Source organism: Streptomyces sp. NPDC014864 (genome assembly GCF_043081525.1).
In the GTDB taxonomy this organism is placed as follows: domain Bacteria; phylum Actinomycetota; class Actinomycetes; order Streptomycetales; family Streptomycetaceae; genus Streptomyces.
Window position 1 is genome coordinate 24,542 of record NZ_JBIBWT010000006.1, and the last position, 23,179, is coordinate 47,720.

31 protein-coding genes are annotated in these 23,179 nt (G+C 67.8%); 27 read left to right on the top strand and 4 right to left on the bottom strand.

Going from position 1 to position 23,179, the window contains the following annotated elements; translation table 11 throughout:
• Positions 1-3 precede the first annotated feature (3 nt).
• The 9 genes from ACF1A5_RS12540 to ACF1A5_RS12580 all read left to right on the top strand — a co-directional run bounded on the left by ACF1A5_RS12540 (position 4) and on the right by ACF1A5_RS12580 (position 4,602).
• Complete coding sequence (locus tag ACF1A5_RS12540) at positions 4-198, top strand: hypothetical protein (RefSeq protein WP_392192821.1); 195 nt, start codon at positions 4-6, stop codon at positions 196-198.
• Position 199: 1 nt separating this feature from the next.
• Positions 200-391 carry a mobile element transfer protein gene (locus ACF1A5_RS12545; protein WP_311698312.1) on the top strand — a complete coding sequence of 64 codons (192 nt, stop codon included), beginning with the start codon at positions 200-202 and terminating at the stop codon, positions 389-391.
• Between the two features lie 8 nt (positions 392-399).
• Complete coding sequence (locus ACF1A5_RS12550) at positions 400-558, top strand: hypothetical protein (protein WP_392192822.1); 159 nt, start codon at positions 400-402, stop codon at positions 556-558.
• Positions 559-581: 23 nt separating this feature from the next.
• A complete protein-coding gene (locus ACF1A5_RS12555; protein ID WP_392192823.1) occupies positions 582-896 on the top strand; it encodes a SpdD-like protein in 315 nt (104 codons plus the stop codon).
• Positions 897-999: 103 nt separating this feature from the next.
• The gene (locus ACF1A5_RS12560) at positions 1,000-1,551 is read left to right on the top strand and encodes a GGDEF domain-containing protein (protein WP_392192824.1); all 552 of its coding nucleotides are present in this window, start codon (positions 1,000-1,002) and stop codon (positions 1,549-1,551) included.
• An 85-nt stretch (positions 1,552-1,636) separates the two neighbouring features.
• Complete coding sequence (locus ACF1A5_RS12565; RefSeq protein ID WP_392192825.1) at positions 1,637-1,822, top strand: hypothetical protein; 186 nt, start codon at positions 1,637-1,639, stop codon at positions 1,820-1,822.
• The gene (repSA, locus tag ACF1A5_RS12570; protein ID WP_392192826.1) at positions 1,815-3,194 is read left to right on the top strand and encodes a replication initiator protein RepSA; all 1,380 of its coding nucleotides are present in this window, start codon (positions 1,815-1,817) and stop codon (positions 3,192-3,194) included. Before ACF1A5_RS12565 ends, repSA begins: the two co-directional genes overlap by 8 nt.
• Positions 3,191-3,379, top strand: a complete 189-nt coding sequence (locus ACF1A5_RS12575; protein WP_356180534.1) for a helix-turn-helix domain-containing protein — start codon at positions 3,191-3,193, stop codon at positions 3,377-3,379. Before repSA ends, ACF1A5_RS12575 begins: the two co-directional genes overlap by 4 nt.
• Positions 3,379-4,602 carry a tyrosine-type recombinase/integrase gene (locus ACF1A5_RS12580; protein WP_392192827.1) on the top strand — a complete coding sequence of 408 codons (1,224 nt, stop codon included), beginning with the start codon at positions 3,379-3,381 and terminating at the stop codon, positions 4,600-4,602. The genes ACF1A5_RS12575 and ACF1A5_RS12580 overlap by 1 nt, the downstream gene beginning before the upstream one ends.
• A gap of 266 nt (positions 4,603-4,868) precedes the next feature.
• Here the strand turns inward: ACF1A5_RS12580 and ACF1A5_RS12585 are convergent, their stop codons facing one another.
• From ACF1A5_RS12585 to ACF1A5_RS12595, 3 genes are all read right to left on the bottom strand, one after another.
• A complete protein-coding gene (locus tag ACF1A5_RS12585; protein WP_392192828.1) occupies positions 4,869-5,420 on the bottom strand; it encodes a hypothetical protein in 552 nt (183 codons plus the stop codon).
• Positions 5,421-5,865: 445 nt separating this feature from the next.
• Complete coding sequence (locus ACF1A5_RS12590; RefSeq protein ID WP_392192829.1) at positions 5,866-6,684, bottom strand: hypothetical protein; 819 nt, start codon at positions 6,682-6,684, stop codon at positions 5,866-5,868.
• 86 nt (positions 6,685-6,770) lie between these two features.
• Complete coding sequence (locus ACF1A5_RS12595) at positions 6,771-7,451, bottom strand: DUF488 family protein (RefSeq protein WP_392192830.1); 681 nt, start codon at positions 7,449-7,451, stop codon at positions 6,771-6,773.
• A 334-nt stretch (positions 7,452-7,785) separates the two neighbouring features.
• On the opposite strand from ACF1A5_RS12595, the gene ACF1A5_RS12600 reads away from it, so the two are divergent.
• The 4 genes from ACF1A5_RS12600 to ACF1A5_RS12615 all read left to right on the top strand — a co-directional run bounded on the left by ACF1A5_RS12600 (position 7,786) and on the right by ACF1A5_RS12615 (position 12,253).
• A complete protein-coding gene (locus ACF1A5_RS12600; protein ID WP_392192831.1) occupies positions 7,786-8,133 on the top strand; it encodes a hypothetical protein in 348 nt (115 codons plus the stop codon).
• A gap of 334 nt (positions 8,134-8,467) precedes the next feature.
• Positions 8,468-9,871 carry a PIN-like domain-containing protein gene (locus ACF1A5_RS12605; RefSeq protein ID WP_392193115.1) on the top strand — a complete coding sequence of 468 codons (1,404 nt, stop codon included), beginning with the start codon at positions 8,468-8,470 and terminating at the stop codon, positions 9,869-9,871.
• A 586-nt stretch (positions 9,872-10,457) separates the two neighbouring features.
• A complete protein-coding gene (locus ACF1A5_RS12610) occupies positions 10,458-11,693 on the top strand; it encodes a helix-turn-helix domain-containing protein (protein ID WP_392192832.1) in 1,236 nt (411 codons plus the stop codon).
• A gap of 17 nt (positions 11,694-11,710) precedes the next feature.
• On the top strand, positions 11,711-12,253 hold the full coding sequence (locus ACF1A5_RS12615) for a flavoprotein (protein WP_392193116.1): 543 nt from the start codon (positions 11,711-11,713) through the stop codon (positions 12,251-12,253).
• Between the two features lie 216 nt (positions 12,254-12,469).
• On the opposite strand, the gene ACF1A5_RS12620 is transcribed toward ACF1A5_RS12615, so the two are convergent.
• Positions 12,470-12,865: a GntR family transcriptional regulator gene (locus ACF1A5_RS12620; RefSeq protein ID WP_392192833.1), complete on the bottom strand. Its 396-nt coding sequence runs from the start codon at positions 12,863-12,865 to the stop codon at positions 12,470-12,472.
• Positions 12,866-13,030: 165 nt separating this feature from the next.
• Here ACF1A5_RS12620 and ACF1A5_RS12625 point away from each other — a divergent pair, with 165 nt between their 5' ends.
• The 14 genes from ACF1A5_RS12625 to ACF1A5_RS12690 all read left to right on the top strand — a co-directional run bounded on the left by ACF1A5_RS12625 (position 13,031) and on the right by ACF1A5_RS12690 (position 23,138).
• The gene (locus ACF1A5_RS12625) at positions 13,031-13,330 is read left to right on the top strand and encodes a hypothetical protein (protein ID WP_392192834.1); all 300 of its coding nucleotides are present in this window, start codon (positions 13,031-13,033) and stop codon (positions 13,328-13,330) included.
• Positions 13,327-13,473, top strand: coding sequence for a hypothetical protein (locus ACF1A5_RS12630; RefSeq protein WP_392192835.1), 147 nt, complete (start codon positions 13,327-13,329; stop codon positions 13,471-13,473). The genes ACF1A5_RS12625 and ACF1A5_RS12630 overlap by 4 nt, the downstream gene beginning before the upstream one ends.
• Complete coding sequence (locus tag ACF1A5_RS12635) at positions 13,470-14,468, top strand: DUF2637 domain-containing protein (RefSeq protein ID WP_392192836.1); 999 nt, start codon at positions 13,470-13,472, stop codon at positions 14,466-14,468. The genes ACF1A5_RS12630 and ACF1A5_RS12635 overlap by 4 nt, the downstream gene beginning before the upstream one ends.
• Positions 14,465-15,115: a GGDEF domain-containing protein gene (locus ACF1A5_RS12640; protein WP_392192837.1), complete on the top strand. Its 651-nt coding sequence runs from the start codon at positions 14,465-14,467 to the stop codon at positions 15,113-15,115. Before ACF1A5_RS12635 ends, ACF1A5_RS12640 begins: the two co-directional genes overlap by 4 nt.
• On the top strand, positions 15,115-15,498 hold the full coding sequence (locus ACF1A5_RS12645; RefSeq protein WP_392192838.1) for an RRQRL motif-containing zinc-binding protein: 384 nt from the start codon (positions 15,115-15,117) through the stop codon (positions 15,496-15,498). Before ACF1A5_RS12640 ends, ACF1A5_RS12645 begins: the two co-directional genes overlap by 1 nt.
• A gap of 73 nt (positions 15,499-15,571) precedes the next feature.
• Positions 15,572-17,803, top strand: a complete 2,232-nt coding sequence (locus tag ACF1A5_RS12650; protein ID WP_392192839.1) for an FtsK/SpoIIIE domain-containing protein — start codon at positions 15,572-15,574, stop codon at positions 17,801-17,803.
• A 139-nt stretch (positions 17,804-17,942) separates the two neighbouring features.
• Positions 17,943-18,194: a hypothetical protein gene (locus tag ACF1A5_RS12655; protein ID WP_392192840.1), complete on the top strand. Its 252-nt coding sequence runs from the start codon at positions 17,943-17,945 to the stop codon at positions 18,192-18,194.
• 36 nt (positions 18,195-18,230) lie between these two features.
• Positions 18,231-18,419: a hypothetical protein gene (locus ACF1A5_RS12660; RefSeq protein ID WP_392192841.1), complete on the top strand. Its 189-nt coding sequence runs from the start codon at positions 18,231-18,233 to the stop codon at positions 18,417-18,419.
• 11 nt (positions 18,420-18,430) lie between these two features.
• On the top strand, positions 18,431-18,880 hold the full coding sequence (locus ACF1A5_RS12665) for a hypothetical protein (protein ID WP_392192842.1): 450 nt from the start codon (positions 18,431-18,433) through the stop codon (positions 18,878-18,880).
• A 19-nt stretch (positions 18,881-18,899) separates the two neighbouring features.
• The gene (locus ACF1A5_RS12670; protein WP_392192843.1) at positions 18,900-19,409 is read left to right on the top strand and encodes a hypothetical protein; all 510 of its coding nucleotides are present in this window, start codon (positions 18,900-18,902) and stop codon (positions 19,407-19,409) included.
• Between the two features lie 90 nt (positions 19,410-19,499).
• Positions 19,500-20,399, top strand: a complete 900-nt coding sequence (locus ACF1A5_RS12675; RefSeq protein ID WP_392192844.1) for a bifunctional DNA primase/polymerase — start codon at positions 19,500-19,502, stop codon at positions 20,397-20,399.
• Positions 20,396-21,553: an AAA family ATPase gene (locus tag ACF1A5_RS12680; RefSeq protein ID WP_392192845.1), complete on the top strand. Its 1,158-nt coding sequence runs from the start codon at positions 20,396-20,398 to the stop codon at positions 21,551-21,553. Before ACF1A5_RS12675 ends, ACF1A5_RS12680 begins: the two co-directional genes overlap by 4 nt.
• Positions 21,550-21,753: a helix-turn-helix transcriptional regulator gene (locus ACF1A5_RS12685; protein WP_392192846.1), complete on the top strand. Its 204-nt coding sequence runs from the start codon at positions 21,550-21,552 to the stop codon at positions 21,751-21,753. The genes ACF1A5_RS12680 and ACF1A5_RS12685 overlap by 4 nt, the downstream gene beginning before the upstream one ends.
• Entirely contained in the window at positions 21,753-23,138 is a 1,386-nt protein-coding gene (locus tag ACF1A5_RS12690; protein ID WP_392192847.1) for a tyrosine-type recombinase/integrase, read from the top strand. Before ACF1A5_RS12685 ends, ACF1A5_RS12690 begins: the two co-directional genes overlap by 1 nt.
• Positions 23,139-23,179: the final 41 nt, after the last annotated feature.

The following is a 23,179-nucleotide window of genomic DNA, read 5'->3' on the forward strand; positions in this document are numbered from 1 at the left end:
CCGATGACCCGTGACCCGGCCGACCTGACCGCCTCCGACTACCTCGACGGCGCCCGCGAGATGGCCGCCGCCGACCGGCCCTACCTCGCCCACCTGCTCGCCGAGGAAGCCGCCCGCCGCACCACCGACCCGGCCACCGCCGTCGGCATCCGCGCCAGCTTCCCCGACCCGATCGAGACCCGAGAGGAGACCGACTGACATGCCCGCCCGTGACCACTTCCACTCCGTGATGAGCATCGGCCCGGTGCAGATCGGCACCCACCGCGACCGCAACGGCCGCACCAAGCACGCCGCCGTGTGCACCGCCGACCGCTGCGGCTGGTCCGCCGACTACTCCAGCGCCTCCGCCGCCCAGCTCGCCGCCCGCACCCACCGCTGCCGCGTCCGCTAGGAGGAGTCGTGCAGGTCCCGCTCTGGCTCGCCCTCGCCGTCGTCGGCTACCTCGGCGTCAAGCTCATCCGCCCGCCCTGGTGGCTCGTCGCCGTCCTGCTCCTGGGCGGCTACCTCCTCGCCGACAGCCTCCTCGCCCCCGCCATCCACGCCGCGATCACCAAGTAGCCCGCCGCGAAGGGAGAAACGCCATGCTCCGCCCGAAGATCCCGACCATGCCCACCCCCACCCGGCACACCGCACCGCCCGCCGTCGTTGAGCCGACCGCCGTCGAGCAGTGCCCGACCCCAGCCGCTGTCCCCGCTCCGGTCCCGGTCCCGTCCCGGCCCACGGTGCAGCTCACTCCGGGCGCTCTGGTCGCCCTGGTCGGCGGCGGTACGGCCGTGGTCCTGGTCGTCGGCGCCGTTTTGGTCTCCATGCTCCTCGCGGTCGCCGTCACCGCCGCCTCGGTCGCCGTCTGCGCCGTCGTCCTGCGCTCGCTCCTCGCCTCCCAGCACCGCCGCTGAACGGCCTACCGGGGCGACGCACAAGTCGCCAAGCACGCCGTCGCCACCCGGACTGACTGACTGACTCGGCAAGCCAACCGCCATCGCCATAAGGGAGAACACCATGGACCCGCAGATAGCCGCCGCCATCGCGCCGTTACTCGGCTGGGCCGTGCACGGCGGCATCCTCACCCGCCGTCTCGCCACTGCCCGCCGCGACCCGCTCACCGGCCTGCACCCCCGCGCCGGATGGACCGCCCGCGCCGAACAGTGCATCCGCCGGCACCCGCACGCTGCCGTGCTCCTGGTCGACCTCGACCACTTCAAGACCCTCAACGACACCCACGGCCACGCCGCCGGGGACGCCGCCCTCGTCGCCACCGCCGACCGGCTCCGTACCTGGTGCGGACGCCATGGCACCGCAGGCCGCCTGGGCGGGGATGAGTTCGTGGCCGTCGTTCGGGACCTGGCCGCCGTCGACCTCGACGCTCTCACCGCTGCACTTCACCAGCCGCTCAACCACGGCGACTCGTCGGTGCCGCTGGCCGCCTCTGTCGGTGTCTGCCCGGTCGCGGAGCTGTCGGTCGCCGTGCTGTCCGATGCGTTCGCCGCTGCTGATGCGGCCATGTACGCGGCCAAGGGCCGTGGCCGTCGGGGCTCGCGCGTCTCTCGCTGAAAGGCCGCCGGGTGGCGCACAAGCCGCCAAGCACGCCGCCACCCGGGGCCGTTCCTTCCAACCGCAATCGAAAGGAACCACCATCATGGCCCACCCCACCCCGCCGCGGGCGCGCATCTGCCCGGCCTGCGACGGCTTCGCCTCCGCCGCCATCACCCTCGGCGGTCGCGACCCGCGCGGCCACCTGCGCACCATCACCGCCCACTGCCCGACCTGCCACGGCACCGGCACCGCCCCCGCCCGCCGCACCCGGGAGGGCGCCCGTGCCTGAGCAGCTGCTCGACCCGACCACCCTCGGCGACCTGCTGAGGGTGGCCTCGGCCGACGACTACCACCGCTGGGAAGACCAGATCCGCCGCACCGGCGGCTGCTCCGACCCCATCCACCTGACCGGCTGGGTCCTCCACAAAGACAAAACCACCGGCCAGATCCTGCACCACTACTCCACCGAGGGCGAGCCAGGCGGACGGCTCCGCCTTGCCTGCGGCAACCGCCGGGCCTCGCGCTGCCCCTCCTGCGCCTGGATCTACGCGGGCGACACCCACCACCTCATCCGGGCGGGCCTCGCCGGGGACGACCGCCGCGACATCCCCGCCACCGTCCGCGACCACCCCCGCGTGTTCGCCACCCTCACCGCCCCCTCCTTCGGCCCCGTCCACAACCGCCCCGACCGAGGCGTCTGCCGCTGCGGCACCCGCCACACCGTCGACGACCCGGCCCTCGGCACCGCCCTCGACCCGGAGACGTACGACTACGCGGGCGCCGTGCTCTTCAACAACCACGCGGGCAACCTGTGGCAGCGCTTCACCACCCGCCTGCGCCGCGAGATCGCCGCCCGCGCCGGCCTTTCGCGCCGCGAACTCCCCGAGCACGTCCGGGTCTCGTACGGCAAGGTCGCCGAGTTCCAGAAGCGCGGTGCCCTCCACTTCCACGCAGTCATCCGCCTCGACGGACCGAAAGGCCCCGACACCCCGCCGCCCGCCTGGGTCACCGTCGAACTCCTCGCCGACTCCATCCGCGCCGCCGCCGTGCACTCCTACACCTCGGTCTCTGTCCCGGCCGCCGAGGACCAACCGGCCCGCACCTTCCGCTGGGGCCGACAGCTCGACGTCCGACCCGTGAAGGCCTTCGGTGACGGCTCCGACATCACCGAACAGGCCGTCGCCTCCTATGTTGCCAAGTACGCCACCAAAGCCGCCGAGAACACCGGAACCCTCGACCGCCGCATCGGCGAACTCGCCGAACTCGACCGCCACCAGGTCCCCGATCACACCCGTCGGCTCATCGAAGCCTGTAAGACGCTCGATCCGCTCTACCCCGACCGCCGCCTATGGGCCTGGGCTCACATGCTCGGCTTCCGCGGCCACTTCTCCTCGAAGTCGCGCCGCTACTCCGTCACCCTCGGAGCCCTCCGCCAGGCGCGTGCCGACTACCGCGCCGCCCAGGAGCACGCCGCTCTCGGCCTGGAGGACGTCGAGCCGGACACCGTCCTCGTCCTGGCCGACTGGCAGTACGCCGGACACGGCCACACCCCCGGAGAATCCGCCCTCGCCGCCACCATCGCCCGCGACCTCCGTCTCAACCGCGAAACCGCCCGCGAGGCCCTACGCGACCAACTGGCCCTGGAAGGAGCCGCAGCATGACCACCGCTACCGCCGAACTGCTGACCGTGCCTGAAGTCATGGCGAGGCTCCGGCTCGGACGCTCCACGGTCTACGACCTGATCCGCTCCCGCCGCTTGGTCTCCATCACTGTTGGCCGCGCCCGCCGCATTCCTGCTGACGCCCTGCGTGACTTCATCGCCCACGAGATCGAGGAGGCTGCCTGATGGCCAAGCGGAATCCCAACGGGGAGGGCACCATCTACCGCCGCAAGGACGGGCGGTACGAAGGTGCGGGCTACGTCCTCATGCCGGACGGAACCCAGAAGCGCCGGCGCGTCTACGGCAAGTCGTGGGAAGAGGCTCGGAAGAAGCTGACCGAGATGCTCGCCAAGAGTGACCAGGGCATCCCGGCTGCCGACACGACCGAAAGCCTCGGCGCCTACCTCGCTTACTGGCTTGAGCACATCGTGAGCCACAAAGTGCGCCCCTCGACGGTCTACAGCTACAGCAAGTGCGTGAACGCCTACATCGTTCCTCGCCTCGGGAAGAAGAAGCTGGCTCGGCTGTCCGCCAAGGACGTGCGCCTCTTCCTCGACTGGGCTCGACAGGCATGCCAGTGCTGCGCTCAGGGCCGTGACGCCGCCCGTCCGGCAGACGTACGCCGCTGCTGCGCTGCCACCCCCAAACGGTGCTGTGAGCGTCGGTTGTCGCCCCGTATGGTCCAGTACCTTCACGCGGTGCTGCGGAACGCCCTCCAGCACGCGGTCCGTGAGGAGCTGGTGCAGCGCAACGTCGCCAAGCTCGTGCAGGTTCAGACTCCTCGGTACCGTGTCGGCCGCGGCCTGTCCGTCGCCGAAGCGAAGAAGCTCCTGGCCGACGTGCGGGACAATCGGCTCAGCGCGGCCTACGTGCTCGCGCTCTACCTGGGACTCCGGCGCGGTGAACTGCTGGGCCTCCACTGGTCGGACGTTGACCTGGACGGGGGATCTCTGGAGATCCGTACGGCCCTCCAACGGGTCAACGGGGAGCTGACGCTGACCGCCCCCAAGACCCGTCGTTCGGAACGGCCCGTCCCGCTCCCGGCCGTGTGTGTCGACGCACTCCGCCGGCACCGTGCGCACCAGGCCGAAGAGCGCCGGGCGGCGGGGGAGCAGTGGCAGGAAACCGGCTTGGTCTTCACCACCAGGCGGGGGACTCCGATCGAGCCGCGGAACCTGAACCGGCACTTTTACCCGATCCGTGAGCGGCTGGGCCTGGAGGTGCGCTTCCACGACCTGCGGCACACCTGCGTGACGCTGCTGCTGGGCCTCGGTATCCCGCCACACATCGTCCGCGACATCGTCGGGCACAGCGCGCTAGACGTGACCATGAACATCTACGCGCACGCCGACATGACCGAGAAGCGGGCCGCTCTGGATCGGCTCGGGGGTCTGCTGGCCGACGAGTGACGAGGTCGTTGCCGTCAGCGTTGCCGTCAGAGACACGAAACGCCCTGGAGGGAAGATCCCCTCCGGGGCGTTTTTGCTGGTGGCGGGTGGCGCCCCCGGCAGGACTCGAACCTGCGGCCAAGCGCTTAGAAGGGAGTCGCCTTCTCCGCCTGCGGTAGGCCGCTGACCTGGGATGCAGTCGATTGGCGTTGTACCGAGATGATTCACTTCACCGTGTATTCACCGGAGAGTGCAGCTTTGCCGGCGCTCGGCGTCTCGCACTTCGGTCAACTCTGGGATGCCTCCGCCGCGAGGCAGGCAACCGTCTCGGCGAACAGCCGTTGGTCGGCCGTGTAGTAACGGGCTCGGGTCCACCAGAATGCGAAGAAGTGGCGCTGCACCGGAGTGGTCAGCGCGATCAGCAGCTCTCGTTTGACAGCCTCGTCCCGCTCCGATAGCACCACACCCCGGGCGTTGGCTGCATAGGCAACGGCGAAGTCCTTGTGCCTCTGCAAGGGCCAACTACCGGCGTACGTGAAGACATTGTCGACCATCCATCGTGTGGCGTCGTCGAGCTGCTGCAGCCACCGCTCCCGCTCTCCCTTCACCCGGTCCCGCAGGGTGGGCGTCCAGTCGGGGTTGTCCACGGGGGTCTGCTCCAGGAGTGTGCAGGTCGCCAGGACCGTCATCAAGTGGGTCCCGAAGGTATCGCGGGCGGCATGGGCCTCACCGATCCGCTTCTTGCGGGCGTCCAGCCTTGGAGTGGCGACCAGGCCCACCGTGACGGCGGTGACCAGGGCGGTGATGGTGGCCACCAGGAGGGTCCACAGGAGGTTCATGACTCACATGCTCCTGCATCGGGCTGCGAACCGTGGGCGGTTGGCCCGGTGGTCGTTCGCCTGGCAACGAGTTCCACCGGGTCGAAGAACAACCGCCACGGAGGCACACGGTTCCGGAGTGATTGCGTCGATTACTCCGTATAGCTCTCTGACCTGCGGTGGAGCCCATCAAAGGGGATCAGCGACACAGACTGTGTCGGAGGTGTGTCGCGCATCGTCCCGAAGCTTGCCCTGTCTGTACCTGAGGCGGTGCCAGACCACTTCCGCGAGAAGCCGCCGTTCCAACCACCGTGACGTCAGGGCATTCTCAGGGTCTCTGGTGCAGCACCTGAGTTGAGCCAGGCCAAGCGCTTGGAAGGCGCTGGGACAGAGCACCGGAGAGCGGCGTGACGTGGCGCTTCTTTCGGAAGTTCGGCGCCTTCGGGGTGCATGCGACAGACGGGACTCACAGGTCGAACAGACTCTCCTGGAAGTTCTCGACGACATCCCGTCGCGGGTAGAACAGGCCCAGCAACAGAAACGTCTTGGGGCGAGCCGCGACGTTTCCGACGAAGCAGTGCACGGCCTTCTCCGGAGTGACCATCCGATCGAACCAGCGCTCGCGAAGCTTCTCCTCCACGGCGTCCTTCCCGTACTGACGAAGGAACTTGCGGTACGACTCGCCCGCCTCCCAGTCCCTCAGGCCCATGTCGTGACCGCCGCACTCCTGATCCGCACAGCGGAAGCTGTACCGGAACTCAAGGGGCACCCACTCCAGCTGGCGGAGGTCCTGCGCGAGTAGATCCAACTGATCCGCCAGGGCCGCCTTGGAAGCGGGCCAGGGCTCGGCAGGAGCAAGGCGGAAGCCAGTGAACTCCGCTGGGCGGAAGACTCCGAGCGACGTGCCCCGCACCTCCTGGTCCCGCTTTATGCAGCAGAGGGACGACGCCACGAGGGGCCGAACATGTGAGAAGCGTTGGCGCCAGCCGTCTGCTGTCCCGAGGCGCTCGATGACCTTGAGAGTCTGCAGATTGGGACGCAAGCTCTCGGGACGGCGGTCCCCATGGTGCCGCTGCACGTCGACCTCGACGATTGAGTACTTGGCGAACTGGCTTTCCTCGTTCAGTAGCCGGAACGGAACTGGGAAGAGCCGCACATGCTGGGGCGCCCCCTGGTCGAGCCGTATGCCAGCCACGCAGCTGGTCTCGTGGTACTTCGCGGACAGTTCCGGATAGGTCTTGACCGTGATCATGATCTGTGCGCGCTGCCAAGCTCTCGATCCCATGGTTGCCCCCTCCACTGATCTCCAGATCCGATTGGAGAAGAGGCATGCGCCACCGGCAAGAGCGCGTACAGGGGCGAGGGATGAAGTCAGGCCAGGGGAATTACGGGCACCGCAGCCCGTTTGCGGACTGTGTCCAGAACGACCTTCCGGTGGCAGCGACTCTCGTCCTTCTCGAAGCACAGCACCGCAACCCGGGACCGGCGGGCATGCTCGGCGAGGCGCTCAAGATCGGTCTGTGCCTCCTCGGACTGCATCACCCCACGGAACCGGGCCCGGCCGACGTCGAGGCGGCCCTCCCAGAACGGTGCCCGGTTGTCCTTGGGATTTCCCAGGCCACGTAGGTGCGTGTACTCGATGCCGGCCTCGGCAAGTGCCTCCCCGAGGCGGGTCTTGCTGAAGCCCTTCTTGCGGCTGATCGGCGTAAGCCGTACGTCCGCCACGACATCGATATGACTGTCGAGGAGCGAGGCGACGAAGGAGTCGATGTCCCGGCCCTCGTAGCCAGCGGACCAAAGGCCGGGAGTCACCTTGGTCTCCCGGAAAAGCTCATCGAGGGAGACCTCAAGAGCCTCGGCAACCGCTCCAACGGTGAGGAAGCTTGGCTGGATCGCGCCCTCGCTCTCCAGACGGGCAATCGTCCCAACGGCGAGGCCCGCCTCCTTGGCAAGCCGTTCACGCGTCCACTCGCGGGCCTCCCGCAACGCTCGTACCCGCTGGGCCAGGGCACGTACGTGGTCGTGGGGACGCGCTGAGTGATGACCTGCCATGGTCGTGATCCTAATGGGCTTTGAGGCGGCTGGGCATGGTGTTCCTGGTCAGCTGGAGGACGGGATTCGCGAAGGCCACTGCCCTGGTACGTCACTGTCGGGGTGGCGGGACTTGAACCTACGACATCTTCGTCCCGAAGTAACTTGGCCGGGTGCCCTACCTTGGGCTGGCGTGCTTGTCACCTGCGCTGATGGTCTGCAGGCGTCCGTGCGTGTCCGCCGCTGTCCGTCGGCGTTGCGCCGCAGTTCAACAGTCACTGCAGCGCAACGGCGAGGTACACGAGTACGTTCCAACGGCTTCCCTGCCACTTGGTGTGCACCGCATAGTGCAGGAGTGAAACTGGCGATCACCATCCTGACAGTAGCCAGCGGCGCACTGCCGGCGCTGGGGGTGTGGCTACTGTGGCGGCGAGTTGACGGCCGGAGAGAGCACCTCAGGCGCAAGCTCCGCAGGTACGAAGAGATCATGGGAGACCCTGGGCTCTCGGAGGAAGAGCGCGGGAGCAGGCTGGAACAGGAAGTGCCCAGTGAGAGCACCATGGGGGACCTCCTCCATATTCGAGAGCGCATTGAGCTGGTAAGCCTTGAGCAAGCACCGGAGGTCACAGCCCCCGCCGTTCTTGCTTCCATCGGCCTGATCTGCGCAACCGTCGCGGGCCTGCTGTCGACGTGGTTCGACTAACTTTCCCGTGGATCGAATGCGGGGCTTGCAGCCGCATGCGGGCTTCGATGGCGGGGAAGCCAACTTCGGCACAGGAACGCGTCCGGTCAGTTGGTTCGGCTCAATCGTAAACGGAGGCAGGCTTCCAGATGGTGACGTAATCTCACTCTCCTGATGAAACATCAAAGGATCTAGGGACGTTGACGTGGATCATGGGGGAAGGGAAGTTGTGGAGCCTGAGAATGGACTCGAGGGGACCGGTCACACGTCGAAGCGCGGAATTTTCGATTGTGAGGAAGCCTACCGAACGCTTACCCGATCCGACTATGAGCGTATTTTCGCTTCCTGCTTGATCGTGCTTGACGCTAATGTATTACTTAACCTTTATCGATCTAATGAGCGGACGAGGAGAGATACGCTTTCGGTACTCGGCAGGCTGCAGGAACGTCTATGGATCCCGCATCAGGTATTGACTGAATTCTGGAGAAATCGCAGCCTCCCGTCAGTCCGGGGACATCACCGCACCAAGGCCCAAGAAGCAAGCGCATCTTTGGATAAATCCTCGCGATCAATTAAAGACGCACTGGATAGATGGCTCAAAGACGTTCATCTCAATAGTGATGAAGAGGTGCGTCGACGGATCGAGTCTGCTAAGAGCTCACTGAACGGGGTGCTCGAAGGAGTTAAGTCACTAATTCGTGAGCAAGCGGAAATGGATGCAGTCGAAGGTACGGCAACTACCCATACTGATCCAATTCTCAAAGATCTCGAAGGTCTATTGCGTGGAAGAATTGGTGACCCCCTGTCGTCAGAGGAGTTCAACGAGGCCGTGCAGGAAGCGCAGCGCCGCGCAGACCGTGAGATACCTCCCGGATACGCTGACTTTCGGTCTAAGGAAGCTGAGCGGGCCGCAGGTGATTACATCCTCTGGGTACAGTTGCTTCGCGAAGCCGCAGAGCGCTGTCAAAATGTCCTGCTCGTTACCGGGGATATCAAAGAGGATTGGTGGGTTCGGCGCGACGGAGATATTCCGGCACGTCCCCGAAAGGAACTCGAACTAGAGTTGCGCCAGCAGGCAGGCGTAGACCTTTACATGCTGACCCCCAGTCAGCTACTCGCTGAGGCGAATGAAATTCTGGGATTGAAGGTCGATCAGCGCTCAGTAAGTGACTTGGCTACCTCGGAAAATGCAAGCTCCTCGACCTTCCCGCGAAGCTTCGTTCATGAATTTCCCAACCTTTTTCGACGTGCGCATCGTCGCGTACGGAGTGAAATCACGGCACTCACGAGCAGTGGATCGGACAGCCTCTATCCAGCAGCCCTGGCTAGCGTCCTGTTGGACGAGCTTGGTCAGGATGCGTTGAATCGCGGAGGCACGGTTCTTCCTCTGTTGGGACAGGACTATCCAGTTGTTGACGGCAGTGTAGTAATACCCTTGCGTTGCGGCGGGGATGAATTGGCGATGCGACACGCTCATGTAAGGGTAGGGTCCAGCGCGAAAGTTGCGCGAGCTATTAAATATTTGGAAGCCTGTACGGATGTGCGGAAGGGTGAGTTGCCGCCAAACTCGGAGGTATCCGTTTGGATCCAGACCCGAGTTAATGGGATCGTGGTAGTTCCCTTCGCTTCTAGCCTAAGAGAAGGTGTCAGGGAGATCCAGTGGGGAATTTTGGAACGAGGGCATCGCGGGCATATGACCTGGGTTCCCAGAGGCAGGGCTAAATTTGCTCATCCGTTGCGACTCGGACAGCGCCCCTGAAAAGCGGGCGGTGGATCGGCTTTGGCGCGAGTGATCATGGCTCAGTAAGCTTCGGCGTGCCCTTCTCTGACGCCAGGCGGCCTGTGCGCGCGGTATGGGTGCCGGCAGCCGGCCGGGCTGGAGCGGGGTGCAGGCACGAGCGCAGGCACAGCCAGGGGCTGGGCCGCGCGCGGTGAGCGGAGCGAGCTGCCTTGATCGAGGTGCGGAAAGTCCGTGTCGGCTACTCGTCCCTTGCGAGGCGGGCCAGATCGGAAGTCGCCTCCGGCTCCTGCGTCCATCGAAGAGATCGGCTCCGCCGACGGGCTGCAACACTGCCGGGGTGTTGCAGCCGTCTTGCCCGGACAGCCCGGACACCGGCATTTTGAGCTGTCCGGCCCGTTTCTGCAGGTGAGAGCCCATTGGCGGACAGCCGGACTGTCGGGACACCTTATGTGGATTCGCTCGGGACCCGGACAATCCGTCCGGGTCTCCTCCTTTTCAGTGCCCCACCCTGGCTACGGCGGTACGAGCTGAGCCCGCTTACCCGTTCTCCGCCACGTCGGTACCGTGAAAGACGCCCCTACTCAGCAGCGGGAGGCAACGCCCCATGCGTGGTCTTGGAGATCACCTCAGCATCGGTGAGCGCATCGCGTTCTATCGGAAGCGCCGTGGCTACACGCAAGAGGTGCTGGCCGGCCTGGTCGGTCGTAGCACTGACTGGCTCGCGAAGATCGAGACGGGACGCCGAAATCCACCCCGTATTGACATGCTCGCCGAGCTGTCGCGCACCCTGCGCGTGTCCCTCGGGGACCTCCTCGGTCAGACCGTGCTCATGGAAGACGAGCGACAGCAGGACGACGTCCCCGCCGTACGTGATGCACTCATGAGCCCGCGCCGGCTGTCGCGTCTGCTCTTTGGTCCCGAGGCTGAGGCCCAGCTCCCGACACCGGCCCTTGTGGCCGTACGTGTCGAGCAGGCGTGGAACGACTATCAGGATGGGCGACTCGGCAGTGTGATTGCAGCGCTGCCGGCGCTTCTCCAGACCGCACAGGAACTGGAGGATCGAGCGGCGCGCCGCGGGGGTGACCGGAGCGCCTGCTGGGCAGTGTCGGCCCGTACGCACCACCTCGCGGCTACGACTCTCGCGAAGATCGGCGAGTCTGACATCTCTTGGCTTGCCGCAGAGCGCGCCATGCGAGCCGCTGACGAGTCGGATGACCCGCTCGTGTTGGCGTCGGCTGCACGATCCGGCACGCATGCCTTGCTCGCCAACGGGCGCTATGTCGATGCGCTGGAGCTGGGGGACACAGCAGCTGCGTGGCTTTTTGCTCAGGTGACCGACAGCGACCCTGCGGCGCTCAGCCTGCTGGGCATGATCCACCTGCGGGCCGCTGTCGCGGCAGCCCGGCATCAAGATCGGCCTACCGCAACGGCGCTGTTGGGGCGTGCTGAAGAACTCGCGAATGACCTCGGGTCCGACGAGAACTACTGGCAGACCGGATTCGGGCCGACGAACGTGTTGCTCCATCGCCTGTCCATTGAGCTGGACCTCGACAACGTCTCGTACGTGGTGGAACACGGCCGGATCAACGTCGACCACATGCCGCAGGAGCGCAGCGTCTCGCACCGAATCGACTTCGCCCGCGCCCTGTCCCTCGCTGGACAGGGGGATGAAGCGTTCGCAGAGCTGCGCACTGCCGAGCGGACATCGCCGCAGCTCGTACGCAACAATCCGAGGGTGCGCGAGACGCTGCGTGATCTGGTCAAGCAGTCTCCTGTGACTGGTGGCTCGCGTTCGTCCGAGGTGTTCGTGATGGCTCAGCGGTGCAGGGCGGTGCAGTGAGTTCAGGCAAGCGCGGAGTGCTCGGTGTCGTCGGGTCGGCGGCCGGAGGCGTAGAGACGCTGCGTACCGGTCTTGTCGAGCCCGCGATTGACCGTGGATGGCAGGTGGCGGTCACGCTCACGCCGACCGCTGGTAGGTGGCTGCGGAGAAGCGGGGAGGTTGAGCAGCTGGAGAAGCTCACCGGTCTGCCCGTACGTGATGAACCGCGTCTCCCTGGAGAGGCCCAGCCGCATCCACCGGTTGACTGCTACGTTGTCGCGCCTGCCTCGGCCAACATGGTTGCCAAGCTCGCAACCGGCCTCATGGATAACCAGGCGCTTACTCAGGTCGGCGAGGCCATCGGCACTCGTGGTCTGGCGGTTGTGGTCTTCCCTCGGGTGAACGCGGCGCATGCTCGCCATCCCGCATGGCAAGGTCACATCGACACCCTTCGGGCTGGGGGAGTGCACGTCGTCTACGGCCCGGATGTCTGGCCACTATACGAGCCGCGGGAAGCACCGGCAGGGCGCGAACTCCCATGGGGGACAGTGCTGGATGCTGCCGAGGAGGCCTCTCGGTGACGAGCCGTCAACTGAGCTGATCTGCAAAGAAAGAGGACCCGGACAGTCTGTCCGGGTCCTCTTCCGTTTCCGGCCGCATGCTCGTTGGCATGTCAGGGATCAACGATCGAAGGGGCGAGTTGGGAGGTCTGGCTCCCGCGGAACTTGCCTTGGTCGAAGCGAGTTTGAGCGAGGCCCGCGCCACGGCTGAACGGTTGCTGAGGCGTGCGGACGAACTCACGGCGAGGGCGGAGTCTCGTCGCCTACGAGCCGTTCGAGGCGATCCAGTCGCTCACCAAGCATACGGAGAGCGTCATGAATCGAGCTGAGCTCCGCAGCCAGCGCTGTGAAGGCGGGGCTACTTCCCGGCTCGGTGCCGAGGGGCATCGATGGGTCACGGACGAACGTTCCGCGGCCCTGCTGGGTGAGAACCAACCCTTCGTCGCGGAGCTGGCCGTACGCGCTCTGCACGGTCATGAGTTGGACGCCCAGGTCTTTGGCGAGCTTGCGAGCCGCAGGGAGCTGGTCTCCCGGAGCGTACTCGCGGTTCGGACCCGCGATCTTCTCGCGGAATTCCGCGGCGATCTCTTTGGCCGCGGGCGTGCGCTTGGGCGCTTCTGGGCTCTGCTCCATGGATCCGAGAGTAGCCGGACCTAGGTCAATCTCTGCTCTTCCTTCGAACCTCCTTGACACACAGATTGACCTAGGTCAATCTGAAAAAACCGCGGCGCTGGGACTCCCCAGCAAGGTCGCCCGACGTCGTGGTTCTCCCTGCTCATTCGACTCAGGAGAACGTCCATGCGCACGTACATCGGCCATCAACAGGCCGTCTCCGCAGAGGACTTCGTGGAACTTGCCCTCGGTACGCCGGTTGAGCTGTGGCTCGGCGCTGAGGGCGAGACGGAAGAAGAGCGCGCGGCTCGTCTGGATGCGGCGCGCGACATCCTCGCCGACCTCGAGTACCGCAGCTTGCCGGACGAGGTGGCCCGCATCGCCGCTGAGGTGATCGAGGTACATGCCCCCGAGCTGTTCAACGTCGTTCCGCTGGCGCGTCCGCCCAGGCGCCGCCGGCCTCCCCGGAAGGGAGCGGCGGCATGAGCGACAGCACCAACTACCAGGACCGCATGTTCCTGGAGAGCGAGGCCGTCTATCAGCGGATCCTCGACGGTCAGGTCAACGATGTGGAAGCCGAACTCATGGAAGCCCAGCTCCGGGCTTCGGAGGAGGGGGACACGGCATGACCACCGCGACTGAGGTCACCAACCTGCCGGCGGTGCCGCCGCTGACGAAACCGGAGATGGGACTGGCCGGGCTGGGCGCACTCGCCGCGTCCGGAGTCGGCGCCCTGGGGCTCATCGCCTCATTCGACGCCGTCTCCGCTGCCGCTGCCCGCTGGGGGTTCGGTGAGCCGTGGATGCTGCCCGTCGGGATCGACGTGGCCATTCCGGTGTTCACCGTGGCCAACCTGCTGTTGATCCGGATGGACATGGCGTTGGCGTGGGTGCGGTTCGTGCCATGGGCGCTGACGCTCGTCACCTGCGGGCTGAACGTCGCGGCCGGGCACTCACTGTGGGCGAAGGTGGCACACGGCACGATGCCGCTGCTGTGGGTGGTGTTCTCCGAGATCGGCGCCCACGTCTACGCCGTACGGATCGGCGCCGCGACCGGCCGGCGGATGGAGAAGGTACGGGTCTCCCGCTGGATGCTCGCCCCGCTGTCGACGTTCGCCCTGTGGCGGCGGATGACGCTCTGGGAGATCACGTCCTACTCGGAGGCGCTGAAGCGGGAGCGTGAGCGGCAGTTGGCCCGCGCCCGGCTACGCGAGCGGCACGGGCGGCGGTGGCGGTCGAAGACGCCGCGCCCGGAACGCGTGCTCCTGAAGCTGGGCGAGCTGGCCCCGGCGAGCGAAGACACCCCGGCCGTGCCGCCGCAGCAGACGGAGAAGCCGAAGCTCGAGGCGCCCAAGACACAGCGCAAGCGCCCGGCCAGCAGCAAGAGCAAGGCCAAGACCGGCAAGACGCCCCGGACCCCGGCGGAACTGCTCGCCGAGGCCCGCGAGGCCACAGCCGACTGGGCCGATGACGCGATCAACGCAGAAGCCATCCGGACCACGCTGCACTGCTCGGCTGCCAACTCCCGTGTGCTGCGCGACCTGCTGCTGAACGAGCGGGCCGAGGGGCGGCGCCTGCGCTCCGTCGACGGCGAAGACGAGGGGACCGAGGAGGCGGCGGCATGAACACCTGGTTGACCATGGTGGCCGCGGCGGCTCCGGTCGCCTCCGGCTGGATGGCCCACACGCTGTGGCTGCGGCGGCGCCTGAACGTCGCCCGCCGGGACCCGCTGACCGGGTTACGGACGCGCGAGGCATTCACCCGCTGTGCCACCGCTGTGCTGCGGGACCCTCGCGCGGTCGTGGTGCTGGCCGATGTCGACCGTTTCAAGCAGATCAACGACGCCTTCGGCCACGCGGCCGGGGACGTGCTGCTGAAGGCGACCGCGGACCGCCTCGCCCGTCACGTCGGCCGCTCCGGGGTAGTCGGGCGGCTCGGGGGTGATGAGTTCGCCGCCGTCCTGATCGACGACCACGGAACTGCCGCCGACACGCTCGCCGCGCTGCACGGCGTGCTCGCCCGGCCGGTCGACGGCCAGGACTCGACCGTCCACACCACCGTTTCGCTGGGCTGGGTGCGCGCCGCCGACTTCCCCGGCGACGACCTGTCCGCGCTGTTGCGGCGGGCCGACGAGGCGATGTACGCGGCCAAGCAAGGGCGCGCGGGAACCCGCCGGGCGGTGCTGGGGCGGCTGTTCGCCACGGTCATCGGCCGGCGCGCCGGCCGCGCCGGAGCCCGGAGCGATGCGCCCGCGGTGGGGGTGGCCGCCTGATGTCCGCCTACGGCAAGTACTTCGACCCTTCCGGCTCCCGGTTCGGGGTCCCCACCTTCCCGTGGAGGTTCGCTCCGGACGGCTACGCCACCCGCCGCCAGCTGCGTGCCCGCGGGCTGCGCCCCGGCGGACAGCCGGTCGCCGCGCAGGTGCTGCGCCGCCACCGGGGCCGTAAGGCCGGGGTACAGGTCGCCTACCTCTACCGCGTCGACCGCGCGAAGCCGGTCCGGCCGATGACCTCCCGCAAGTGGGGCGCGCTCGCCCTGGCGATGCTCGCCCGCCGCACCTGCCCGCAGTGCCGGATCACCTACAGCTACTGCATCCCGACCTCGCTCGGAGTGTGCCTGCTCTGCGCCCATCCCGAGGAACAGCGCGCCGCCTGACCGAACGGGGCCCGGTCTCAACCGACCAAAGCAGCGGCCGGGCCCCGCATCCCTCTGAGAGAAGGAACCCTCAGTGAAGCATCCCGACGACGACAACGAACTCTTCAACCGGCTGGAAGCCGAGATGGCCAACGACTCGGACGGCGCCGTGGTCGACCTGGACAAGGCTCGGTCGGCCCGTACGGAGTCGGCCGACCGCGCGCCCGACCGGTCGGGCGACGCACAGCCGACCGAGTCGGCCGACCCGAAGATGGGGGAGTCGGACGACTCCGGCCCGACCCCGGTCGACCGTCAGACGCCGACTCAGTCGGGCCCCGGTCTGATCGACCGCGTCCGTGACGCCAAGCGGCTGGACGTTCTCCCGGCATGGGTGAAGGCGGGCCCGGAGTTCGCCGAGGCGATGCGGTGGCTGGCCGGGCACGTCTGGCACACCATGGCCTTCCACGCGGTCCGCGTGCCGTTCCTGTACGTGCCCAAGCTCATCTGGCGCTCCCCGCGCGGCCTCACCAACACCCTCGGCAGGATCAGCCGGTGGGCGGTAGACGCCGAGGGCGAGCCGCTGCGGCAGGCAGAGGCGCGGCGGGAGAACTCCGAGTTGTACCTGAAGCTGTCGCGGCAGCGCGACCGCCGGGTACGGCTGCGGATGATCCTGACCGTCCTCGGGGCCCTGTTCGTCCTGGGCATGAGCCTCTTCCTGGTCTACGGAGCCGAGCCGCGCACACAGGTCGTCGCCACCGTGCTCACCGTGCTCACGCTGGGCTGGTTGGGCGCGCCGGCGGATGCCCCGCTGGCCACCCGCGCGATCATCAAGACCGAGGTACAGAAACTGACCAGCGACATCGTGGTCAAGGCCATGGCCTCCATCGGCATCGGTCAGATCGCCAGTGCTGTGGCCAAGGGCCAGGACGGCATCAAGTTCGTCGCCCCGATCACCCGCGAGGGTCCGGGCTGGCGCGCGGACATCGACCTGCCGCTCGGGGTGACCGTCGCCGACGTGGCCGACCGGCGCGCCCGACTCGCCTCCGGCCTGCGCCGCCCTCTCGGCTGCGTATGGCCCGACGCCGACCCCAGCGAGCACGAGGGGCGTCTCATCCTGTGGGTCGGGGACCGCGACCTGTCCAAGACCGGCATGGTCAAGTGGCAGCTCGCCAACGCCCGCCGGCACGACATCTTCAAGCGGAACCCGTTCGGCATCGACCCGCGCGGCCGCGCTCAGTCCGTGCCGATGATCCAGCACAACATCCTGATCGGCTCCCTGCCCGGCCAGGGCAAGACGGCCTCCGTGCGCGTGCTGGCCTGCGGCGCCGCCCTGGACCCGTCCGTGGAACTGTGGCTGCACGAGAACAAGGGCACCGGCGACCTGGACTCCCTCGAATGCGTCTCGCACCGGTTCGTCTCCGGTATCGACGACGACTCGATCAAGTACGCGGCCGACTCCCTCAAGCTGCTGCGTGAGGAGGTCATGCGCCGCGCTGCGGCCATCAAGAAGCTGCCGCGGGACCTGTGCCCGGACAAGCGCATCACCCGGCAGATCGCCGACAAGCGCTCGCTCAAGCTGTGGCCGCTGGTTGGCGTGTTCGACGAGTGCCAGAACCTGTTCGGCCACCCCAAGTACGGCAAACAGGCAGGTGATGACGCCGAGTTCATCATCAAGCTCGGTCGCGCCCTCGGTGTCATCCTCATCCTGGCCACCCAGCGCCCGGACAAGGACTCACTCCCGACCGGCATCAGCGGCAACGTCTCGATCCGCTTCGCCCTCAAGGTCGCCGGGCAGGTCGAGAACGACATGATCCTCGGCACGTCGGCATACAAGAACGGCGTGCGCGCCACCTCCTTCCGCCCCGAGATCGACGCCGGTAACGGCTACCTCGCCGGAGCCACCGCGCTGCCGGTCGTGGTGCGCACCGCCTACCTGGACGACAACGCCACCCACGCCATCGCCCAGCGCGCCCACGCCCTGCGCAAGGCCGAGGGAACCCTGACCGGCCACGCGCTCGGAGAGGACCCCGCGGCCACGGCCGGCCCGTCGTACGACCTGCTCGCCGACGTCGCGGCGGTCGTGCCGCCGTCAGAAGAGCGGGTGTGGAACGAGCGGATCGCCGCCCGGCTCGCCGAACTGCGGCCGGAGGTCTACGGCGGCTGGAAGGGCGAGAACGTCACCAGCGCGCTCAAGCCGCACGGCATCAAGACCCGCGACGTGGCCGGCACCACCGACGACGGAACCCGCACCACCCGCCGAGGCATCGCTCGCACCGACCTCACAAAGGCAATTGCGGAGCGTGACGAAAATCGAGGCGTCGCCTAACCGCGCACGGTGCTACCGGTAGCACCTCGTCCTGCTACCGGTAGCACCCCCGCTAGCACCCCGTACAGCACTTGATCTGCGGTCTAGTGCATAGCACCCCACCTGCGAAAACCCCGGAAACCGACTGGAAGGGCCGCAGATGCCCCTCATCAGCCTTGCTATCGCATGCCTGCTCGCTGTCACTCTGGGTTATGTCGGAATGTGCGCGGCCAGCCCGTTCGGCACCTGCCGCAAGTGCAACGGCTTCGGCTTCGCCATGGACATCGACCGCAAGGGACGGCCCAAGCGCGGCAAGAGCTGCCGCCGCTGCAAGGCCACGGGCAAACGCATACGCGTCGGCCGCTGGCTCTTCAACCGCGCCCAGCGGATCTACCGCGAAGGCACCCACTGACCACCCACCCACACCATCCGAAGGGAGGTTCCGCGCGTGGCCGTCTCCATCTCGCTTGTGGCCCTGTTCGGACTCGTCCTCTTCTTCCTGCTGCGCTCCAAGTCCCTCGGCTACGGCGCCGCGTTCACCGCCGCCGGGTTCGGCTTCTTCCTCGCCTCCACAGGCGCTGCCGGCCCTATCAACCAGCTCGCCGCCGCCGTCGTCCACGCCATACCGCACCTGTGAGGAGCACCGCCGTGAACGAACCCACCTTGCCCGCGCTGATGCGTGACGTGCCCACTGAGCCGTACGCGCCCGCCCCGGCCGTGGTCGAACTGGCCGCAGAGCGCGGGCCGGTGGTGTGGGTGCCCGACGCCTACGGGCGCATGGTCCCCATGCCCAAGCACCTCGCCCCACCCCCGATGGTCCGCCCCGAGCCGCGCGACCTCACCCCGTTACCCCTGCTGGACCCCATTGCCCAGCGCTTGATCGGCGCCGGGATCGGCGGCGGCGTCCTGTCCGCCGGCATCGGATACGGCATCGGCGAGGCCGTCAACGCCATCGCCGGACTCGGCTCCGGCGCCCTGCTCTGGATCGCGCTCGCCGTGCTCGCCTGGCGCGCCCCCATCCGCGCCGTCGCCGGCGCCCGCGGCAGCACCGTCCACATCCGCAAGGCCGTCATCAAGCGCAGCCACTTCCACGGCTGAATCCCCCGAGAGGAGAGATGTGTTCGAGATCCGCGTCATCTGCGACCCGGCCGACACCGACCGGATCACCGCCGCACTCGGCGGCGCGTTCACCGCCGGCACCGTCCGCCGGTACCCCACCCGCGACGGCGAGCGCATCCGCCTGTACGTCACCGCCGACCACCGCCCCGAGCCCGGGCCGTGGCCCACGTCGAACGAGGCGTACGCGCTCGCCCCGAGCATCGTCCGCGAGATCGGATGGGCTGCCCAGACGGCCGCCGACAAGCCACTCGGCGAGCACCTGGGGCGGGAGTTCTGGCTTCGCAAAGCCGCGCTGCTGGACCGCATCGCGCTTCGGGACGAGGAGGACGGCCTCCGCGGCGACTCGGTGGAGGCGGCCACCGAAGCGGCGCATCGGCTCATCGAGCACGACCGGGAGGGCGAGGGCGACTACCACGGCGCCCCGTACTGGCCGGAGCACCCGGCCACCGCCGCCGACCCGCGCGGCTACGTCCGTCAGGAATACGCCCACTGGGCCAAGAACCACTAGCAACGCCGCGGCGGCGGGACTCCCCAGCAAGGTCGCCCGCCGCCGCGGTTCTCCCTGCCCATCCGCAGACAGAACAGGAGAACCCTCAGCATGCCGCACTCGGACGGCTCTGCCCAGCTCACCGCCGCGCTCGACGCAGCGTCGCATGACTGGCGCGTCTTCCCTCTCATCCCCGGCGACAAGCGCCCGGCCGTCTCCGACTGGGAGACCCGCGCCACCACCGACCCGGACCGCATTACACGCGCGTGGTCCGTCGCTGCCTTCAACGTCGGCATCGCCACTGGCCCGTCCGGCCTGGTCGTCATCGACCTTGACAAGCCCAAGCACCCCGGCGACAATCCGCCGGCCGCTTGGACCGAGCACGGCGTCACTGACGGCACCGACGTACTTGCCGTGCTCTGCGAGCGCCACGGCCAACCCTTCCCCGCCGACACCTACACGGTGCGCACCTGGAGCGGCGGCACCCACCTCTACTTCGCCGCCCCCGAGGGCGAACCCCTACGCAACACCGCCGGGGACAGCGCCCGCGGACTGGGCTGGAAGGTCGACACCCGCGCGTGGGGCGGACTCGTAGTCGGCGCGGGCAGCACCTTCGCCGGACACCCGTACGAGGTCACCCACGACGCCCCCGTGGCGCCCCTGCCGGGCTGGCTCGCCGAACTCCTGTGCCCCGCCCCGCTGCCACCGCAGACGCCCATCACGGTCGCCCTCACGGGCCACGGGCGGCGCTCCGCCTTCCTCCGCTCCGCCGTCAATGGGGAGGTGCAGCGGGTCACCGGCTCTGGCCCGCACGAGCACAACAACAGCCTCTACATCGCCTCCGTCGCCCTCGGACAGCTCGTCGCCGGAGGCGAGCTGAGCGAAGCCGACGTCACCGGCTGGCTCCTCACCGCCGCGCTCCAAGTCGGCCAGAGCGAGCGCGAGGCACGCCGCACCATCGCCTCCGGCCTGCGGGCCGGAGCACGACGCCCCAGGACGGTCGCGGCATGAGCACCAGCCCCATCCCGCCCCTGCACCTGTACTCCGTGCCCAGCGACCCCGAGACGACCCCCGAGGCGCCACCCAGGCGGGAGCGCCCACGGACCGCGTGGACGGCCGATCAGCTCATGGCCGCGCACTTTCCCGAGCCGAAATGGGCTGTGCCCGGCATCTTCGCCGAGGGTGTCAATGTGCTCGCGGGCCCGCCCAAGGTCGGCAAGTCCTGGCTCTCCCTTGGGCTGGGGCTGTCGGTCGCGGCCGGCGGCAACGCGTTCGACTCCGTGCCTGTCCATGGCGGCCCGGTGCTCTACCTCGCCCTGGAAGACACCCCGCGCCGTCTCCAGACCCGCATGGGCAAGCTCCTCGGAGGCCAGCCCGCGCCCGCCGGTCTGACCCTGGTCACCGAATGCCCGCCCTTCCCCCAGGGCGGCACCGAGGCTGTCGCTCAGTGGCTGGAGCGCAACCCCGACGCGCGCATGGTCGTCATCGACGTGTTCGCCAAGATGCGCGGCCAGGCCCCGGCCGGAGTGTCGGCGTACGACGCGGACTATGTCGCTGTCGGCTACGCCAAGCGGCTCGCCGACCACTACGGCGTGGCCGTCGTCCTCGTACACCACGTCCGCAAAGCAAGCTCCGAAGACTTCCTGACCGAGGTCTCCGGCACCAACGGCATCGCCGGAGCCGCTGACGCCACGCTCGTGCTGAAACGGGCCCGAGGGCAGGCGGACGGCATCCTGCACGTCACCGGCCGCGACGTGGACGAAGCCGAGTACGCCCTCAGCTTCCAACCCACCTCCGGCGCATGGCACCTGCTGGACGGCCCGGTCTCCGACCACACCGTCAGCGACACCCGCGCCACGATCCTGCGGTACGTCCGCGCCCACCCCGGAGCCAAGCCGAAGGACATGGCGAGTGCGCTGCCGAACGTCGACATCGACACGATCCGCCGCACCTGCAACCGCATGGCAGACGCCGGACAGCTCACCAAGGACCCCAGCGGCCGGTACTACCCGGACACCGAGACCCGGACACGGGGCGCCCAAGAGGTGTCCGCACTGTCCGGCTGTCCGGTGGCCACGTCTGACCAGCACGGACAGCCCGGACAGTCGGAATTGGAGCTGTCCGGCCTGTCCAGTGCGGATGAAGCCGAAGGGGGCGCGCGGTGACGGCAGTCCTACCGGGGTTCAGTGACGAAAAGCTCACGCTTGCCGAGATCTGTCAGGACCTGAAGATCTCGCGCTCAACCTTCTACGACTGGCGCGCGAAGGGGCGGGCCCCCCGTTGCATCAAGCTGCCCAATGGCGACATCCGGATCCGGCGCAGCGACTACGAGCACTGGCTTGACGAGCGGGAGGACAGCGCCTGATGGATGGCACGACGTACAACGTGAAGATTTGGAAGACGGCCATCTACCGGGGCAAGCGCAAGACCACTCACACGGTTCGCTGGGAGCTGGACGGCAAGGAGTGGCGAGCGCCGTTCGACACGAAGGCGCTCGCGGACGCCTTCCGCTCCGAGCTGGTCAGCGCCACGCGCCGTGGCGAGGCATTCAACCTCGCTACGGGACGCCCCCTTTCGCATCAGTCCGGGGCGAACGCGGTGAACTGGTACGACTTCGCTGTCCAGTTCGCGGACGCTCAATGGCACCGGACCGGCGGGAACAATCGCAAGAACACGTCCAAGGCGCTCATGGCGACCACCGTTGCTCTGCTGCGCACACAGCCGACCGCGTTCCGGCCGGTCGACGTCCGCACGGCGCTGCGGGAGTTCGCGTTCAACACGCGGCGCCGGGAGGATGCTCCACCCGAGATGACCACCATCCTGAAGTGGATAGAGCGCAACGCCCTGACCATGGCCGCATGGGAGGACCCCGCCAAGGTTGACGAGGTGCTTCGGGCCGTCGACTCGAAGTTGGACGGTACGCGCGCTGCGGCAAGCTCCGTCAAGCGCAACCGGCGGATTCTGAACGTGGCCATGGAATACGCCGTCAAGCACCGGATTCTGCGGGGGAACCCACTACCGAAGGGGAGGGGGGCGGTGCCCAAGACGTCATCCGCGGTCGACAAGAGGTGTCTGCTCAACCCGGAGCAGGCTGCGCGCTTGCTGGGGTGGGTACGCCGACGTCCCCGCGGCGGCCAGCGGCTCCACGCCTTCTTCGCGACGATGTACTACGCCGGACCGCGCCCGGAGGAAGTCGTGGCGATGGACGTTGCGGACGTCCGCCTGCCGGACGAGGACGCCGAGGACCAGTGGTGCGAGCTGTTGTTCCACACGGCTCAGCCGGAGGTCGGGAAGAACTGGACGGACGACGGCGAGATCCACGAAGAGCGCGGGCTGAAGGGACGCGCTTCGGATGACACACGCGTCGTGCCGGGGCACCCGTCGCTGACGCGGATACTGCGCGAGCACATCAAGGTAGAGAGTCTGAAGCCGGGGGATCTGCTGTTCCAGGGCGAGAAGGGCGGCATGCTCGCGGGCTCGGTCATCCGCCGAGCCTGGCGGACCGCTCGCGCGGAAGTACTCACCCCGGAGGAATTCATCTCCCCGCTCGGCAGGCGCGTGTACGACCTGCGGCACACCTGCCTGACCAACTGGCTCAACGACGGCGTCCCGCCGGCACAGGTCGCCGAGTGGGCGGGCAACAGCGTTCCTGTACTACTGGCCATCTACGCCCGGTGCATCTCCGGGCAACTCCGGGACCTCAAACAGCGAATCCTGGCCCGTGAAGATCTACCAGAAGTGGCCGGCTGACTAGAGCCTGATCCTGTGCTGGGCAAGGCATTGCCCAGCAC

What these genes read in the sequence shown, in the direction of transcription:
- ACF1A5_RS12540 (WP_392192821.1), top strand. Translation starts at nt 4, where the DNA reads ATGACCCGTGACCCGGCCGACCTGACCGCCTCCGACTACCTCGACGGC.
- ACF1A5_RS12545 (WP_311698312.1), top strand. Translation starts at nt 200, where the DNA reads ATGCCCGCCCGTGACCACTTCCACTCCGTGATGAGCATCGGCCCGGTG.
- ACF1A5_RS12555 (WP_392192823.1), top strand. Translation starts at nt 582, where the DNA reads ATGCTCCGCCCGAAGATCCCGACCATGCCCACCCCCACCCGGCACACC.
- ACF1A5_RS12560 (WP_392192824.1), top strand. Translation starts at nt 1,000, where the DNA reads ATGGACCCGCAGATAGCCGCCGCCATCGCGCCGTTACTCGGCTGGGCC.
- ACF1A5_RS12565 (WP_392192825.1), top strand. Translation starts at nt 1,637, where the DNA reads ATGGCCCACCCCACCCCGCCGCGGGCGCGCATCTGCCCGGCCTGCGAC.
- ACF1A5_RS12575 (WP_356180534.1), top strand. Translation starts at nt 3,191, where the DNA reads ATGACCACCGCTACCGCCGAACTGCTGACCGTGCCTGAAGTCATGGCG.
- ACF1A5_RS12580 (WP_392192827.1), top strand. Translation starts at nt 3,379, where the DNA reads ATGGCCAAGCGGAATCCCAACGGGGAGGGCACCATCTACCGCCGCAAG.
- ACF1A5_RS12585 (WP_392192828.1), bottom strand. Translation starts at nt 5,420, where the DNA reads ATGAACCTCCTGTGGACCCTCCTGGTGGCCACCATCACCGCCCTGGTC.
- ACF1A5_RS12590 (WP_392192829.1), bottom strand. Translation starts at nt 6,684, where the DNA reads ATGGGATCGAGAGCTTGGCAGCGCGCACAGATCATGATCACGGTCAAG.
- ACF1A5_RS12595 (WP_392192830.1), bottom strand. Translation starts at nt 7,451, where the DNA reads ATGGCAGGTCATCACTCAGCGCGTCCCCACGACCACGTACGTGCCCTG.
- ACF1A5_RS12610 (WP_392192832.1), top strand. Translation starts at nt 10,458, where the DNA reads ATGCGTGGTCTTGGAGATCACCTCAGCATCGGTGAGCGCATCGCGTTC.
- ACF1A5_RS12620 (WP_392192833.1), bottom strand. Translation starts at nt 12,865, where the DNA reads ATGGAGCAGAGCCCAGAAGCGCCCAAGCGCACGCCCGCGGCCAAAGAG.
- ACF1A5_RS12625 (WP_392192834.1), top strand. Translation starts at nt 13,031, where the DNA reads ATGCGCACGTACATCGGCCATCAACAGGCCGTCTCCGCAGAGGACTTC.
- ACF1A5_RS12630 (WP_392192835.1), top strand. Translation starts at nt 13,327, where the DNA reads ATGAGCGACAGCACCAACTACCAGGACCGCATGTTCCTGGAGAGCGAG.
- ACF1A5_RS12635 (WP_392192836.1), top strand. Translation starts at nt 13,470, where the DNA reads ATGACCACCGCGACTGAGGTCACCAACCTGCCGGCGGTGCCGCCGCTG.
- ACF1A5_RS12640 (WP_392192837.1), top strand. Translation starts at nt 14,465, where the DNA reads ATGAACACCTGGTTGACCATGGTGGCCGCGGCGGCTCCGGTCGCCTCC.
- ACF1A5_RS12645 (WP_392192838.1), top strand. Translation starts at nt 15,115, where the DNA reads ATGTCCGCCTACGGCAAGTACTTCGACCCTTCCGGCTCCCGGTTCGGG.
- ACF1A5_RS12655 (WP_392192840.1), top strand. Translation starts at nt 17,943, where the DNA reads ATGCCCCTCATCAGCCTTGCTATCGCATGCCTGCTCGCTGTCACTCTG.
- ACF1A5_RS12675 (WP_392192844.1), top strand. Translation starts at nt 19,500, where the DNA reads ATGCCGCACTCGGACGGCTCTGCCCAGCTCACCGCCGCGCTCGACGCA.
- ACF1A5_RS12680 (WP_392192845.1), top strand. Translation starts at nt 20,396, where the DNA reads ATGAGCACCAGCCCCATCCCGCCCCTGCACCTGTACTCCGTGCCCAGC.
- ACF1A5_RS12690 (WP_392192847.1), top strand. Translation starts at nt 21,753, where the DNA reads ATGGATGGCACGACGTACAACGTGAAGATTTGGAAGACGGCCATCTAC.